The 3448-nt window shown below is 39.0% G+C and carries 3 protein-coding genes; 1 reads left to right on the top strand and 2 read right to left on the bottom strand.

The window, feature by feature from the left end; translation table 11 throughout:
- The first annotated feature begins 188 nt into the window (after nucleotides 1–188).
- Entirely contained in the window at nucleotides 189–1397 is a 1209-nt protein-coding gene (mobV, locus tag B1A98_RS19825; protein ID WP_041102163.1) for a MobV family relaxase, read from the top strand.
- A gap of 49 nt (nucleotides 1398–1446) precedes the next feature.
- On the opposite strand, the gene B1A98_RS19820 is transcribed toward mobV, so the two are convergent.
- Entirely contained in the window at nucleotides 1447–2013 is a 567-nt protein-coding gene (locus B1A98_RS19820; RefSeq protein WP_041102161.1) for a replication/maintenance protein RepL, read from the bottom strand.
- A 598-nt stretch (nucleotides 2014–2611) separates the two neighbouring features.
- Nucleotides 2612–3079, bottom strand: coding sequence for a DUF4367 domain-containing protein (locus tag B1A98_RS19815; RefSeq protein ID WP_041102157.1), 468 nt, complete (start codon nucleotides 3077–3079; stop codon nucleotides 2612–2614).
- Nucleotides 3080–3448 lie beyond the last annotated feature (369 nt).

Raw genomic sequence — 3448 nt, 5'->3', positions numbered from 1 at the left:
GTTCCCCAGCGGGTTTGGGCGGCGCCCAAGGATTGTTTTTGGCCATGCTTAGGCATGGCTTTTCGGCTTGCCGAAAAAAGCCTCGCAGAGCACACGCTTTACGTATGTAAAGTATAGTGTGATATACTTTACATGGAAGTAGACGCCGACAAACGGGTACTCTGGTGTGTCGAAAGGAGTGCGAAAAATTGAGTTATGCAGTCGTTCATATGGAGAAGATGAAGGCGTACGATTTGAAGGGGATGCAGTTTCATCATCAACGCGAACGAGAGAGCCGGACGAATCCGGATATCGATAAAAAGCGCTCTTGTGAAAATTATGATTTGGTCAATGAGGATCCGATCGATTTTAATCAGCGGGTGAAAGAAATCATTGAATCGCAAAAAACAGGAACCAGAAAAACCAGAAAAGATGCGGTACTCGTCAATGAGCTGCTGGTCACATCCGACAGGGAATTTTTTAACCGGCTTGATCCGGACGAGACGAGAAAGTTCTTTGAGGACAGTCTAGCTTTCTTTCAAGAGCGGTATGGAAAACAGAATATTGCTTATGCGGTCGTGCACATGGACGAAAAAACACCTCATATGCACATGGGAGTGGTTCCTATGCGTGATGGCAGACTTCAAAGTAAAAACGTGTTTAATCGTCAGGAACTGCTTTGGCTTCAAGATAAGTTCCCTGAACATATGCAGAAGATGGGTTTTGAGTTGGAACGGGGAGAAAAGGGATTTGATCGGGAACATTTATCGGTCCAAGATTTCAAGCGAAAAACAGCGAAGGAACAGCTCGAAAAAGAGATCGCTTCACTAGAAAAAAAGCTTTCGGGTAAGAAAAATGAATTGTTAATTTTAAACGAAGAAATTTCAGACGAGGTTCAAGTCTCTGCTAAAAGAGAAATGAAAAAAGTGGAGGTCAAAACAGAGGAAAGAAACCTGTTCGGTCTTCCCAAAAAAGAAATCAGGAAACAGCCGACGGGCAATATTTTTATGCCTGAAAAGGAGTTCAAGCAGTTAGTGGCAGCTGCCAGGGACAACAAGCAGCTGAAAAGCCGGATGGAGAAAATTCTCCGTATGGATCTCGCTAAAGAAAATCAGAAGTTGGCGAGTCAGCTGAATGGGACTTTAAAAAACTTGAAGGAAAAAGAGAAGGAAAACCAACGGCTAAGTGAGGAAAACTATTCTCTTCGCTCTCAGAATCACGAATTACGGCAGGAAATTCATTTTTTATATCAAAGTACCAAAGAGTTTTTAAAAGAGATTACAGAGGACGTGAGAGCCTTTAAAAACGCTTTTAAGGATTTTGTGGGCAAGGTGAAGGAGAAAGTCACTGGGAGCGAATTTGAAAAGACTTATAAGCGCGAGGTCAAAAAAGAAAAAAATAGAGGGATGGAGCGATAATATGGAAATATTGCCATTGAAATAATAAAAAGCCTTGGTTAAAGGCTTTTTATTTTAAATTTTCTCTTTCTCTTAATAATTTGAAACGGTCAAATTGACTTCGATATTCATAATCTTTATTTTCTTTCTTACTTACAAGGATTTTACCGTCGTACTTTGAGTATTTTTTATTTGAATTATAGTCTGTCCAAGCAAGATCTTGGTTTACTAAATAGACATTAGAGGTTCCCATCTTTAAAACATCAATAAATCCATTTTCTTGTAATACTTTAATAGCTCTATAGATTGTCATTCTTGATTTTCCAAAATAATCTTCAAATACAGCATAGGAACAAGCTAAAGCATTACGATTATCCATGTGTTCTAAAATGAAAAAAAGTAAGGAACTAGGGAAAGCATGATTAGACATCAACCAACGTAATTCAGGCATGTGTTCTCGATATAATTGAACAAAGTTAGCGTTTTTATCTTCTGATTTTCTTTTTTCTTCTTCTTGTTGGTTTTCTTCCTGTAATTCTAATAACCTTTGTAATTTCTTAAATTCGTCTTGGTTTAACTCTAATATGACTTTTTCTTCGTCCTTTTTATTTTCCGTTTCTAGAACCTCCGCATTCATAAGTTTACCTCCCTTATGTATCACTAACCTTGATACCTATATGTATTATTTGTGTTACATCGTATAACATTTCATGATACATGTAAAGACAAAAATGGTATGTTATGTCTAAATATGTAACACAAGCTATGTTACATAAACGTATCACAAGCTATGTTACATTTACCCTTCAAAAACGTTGATACATCAACGTTTTTGAAGGGTTCCTTTCTATATCTCCTAAAGGGCTATGCTCCAAGCAAGGTTCGGGTAGTATTTTTCAAAACGCTGCGCTGAAAAATCTCCACCCTTTCCCCCTTGCTCTCCGCATTTTTTGGCGGTACTAGCCATTCGCCAAGCTCACCACACCCAAAACGAGGAACCTAGGGGTTGAGCTTGCTTTGAATATGATACCGCCAAAAACCGCCAGTGCTTCCGATCGAGAAAAAGCTCTTTAACAAAGTGTTGTAACGCTAAATTCGCGGGGTTTCGCCCCCACACGACGAGCCAGCTACCTCCCCAAAACAAGGGGGTTCATTTGTAATATTTTTACTTTTAAGTTTACTTTAGAAGGTTTTTCAAGATAATAAAAACAGCCCATCTAAAATAGGGGCTGTTTTTATTTCATTTTTTTAGCTATTTGAATCATTTCTTCTTTTGTAAGATAAGAGCTTTTCATCTCGATATTAGTTCCATTCTGATTCCATGTTAGAATGCCACCAACAGGTTTCTGATTATTTCTAGATGCAGCCCAGGGAGTAAATCTTGCCTTGTTATGATTAACATTAACTATACTTCCATTTTCCGGATGATCGCCATTCGATTTTGTTTGAATACATTCAAAAATGTATTTCCCTTTAGTCTCTTTGTCTTCAAAAGTTATCAATACGCTATCTGGATTTTTTTTATCAAAAGCAAGCGACTTTATTATTAATTTCCATTGGTTATAATTTTCTGGGATAAAAACTTTAAAATCTACGTTTTCTTCGACTTTAGATAATTCACTTTTTAACTCTATATTTGGTTCTATCGCTGTGAAAAATACAGAATTCATAAATACAAAGCAAGCCAGCATCGTGTTAACCATTTTATTTAGACCTCCCCATAGTTTAGTTGAGTATTTTTAGTTTTTCCGTTCATGAAATATCCTATTCGTTAAATAGGTAAGGTTAAAAACGTGAATCCGTGGCGTTTGTCAACGGTACCGGAATGGAGCGATAGCGGAATGAGGATAAGGAGTTGACAAACTCATCTATCCCAGAGCCTGAAGGAGGAAACAAACGCCCGTTTGTTTGCGCCCGCCGAAGGGGCAGCCCCCGAAGATCGGGGGTGGGGGGGTGATGAAGGGGGTCTGGGGAAGAGTTCCCCAGCGGGTTTGGGCGGCGCCCAAGGATTGTTTTTGGCCATGCTTAGGCATGGCTTTTCGGCTTGCCGAAAAAAGCCTCGCAGAGCACAC

Source organism: Pseudobacillus badius, from assembly GCF_002189605.1.
GTDB classification, from domain to species: Bacteria; Bacillota; Bacilli; order Bacillales; family Domibacillaceae; genus Pseudobacillus; species Pseudobacillus badius.
Note: the sequence above shows the minus strand (reverse complement) of the source record. Positions and strands in the feature narration are given on the sequence as shown.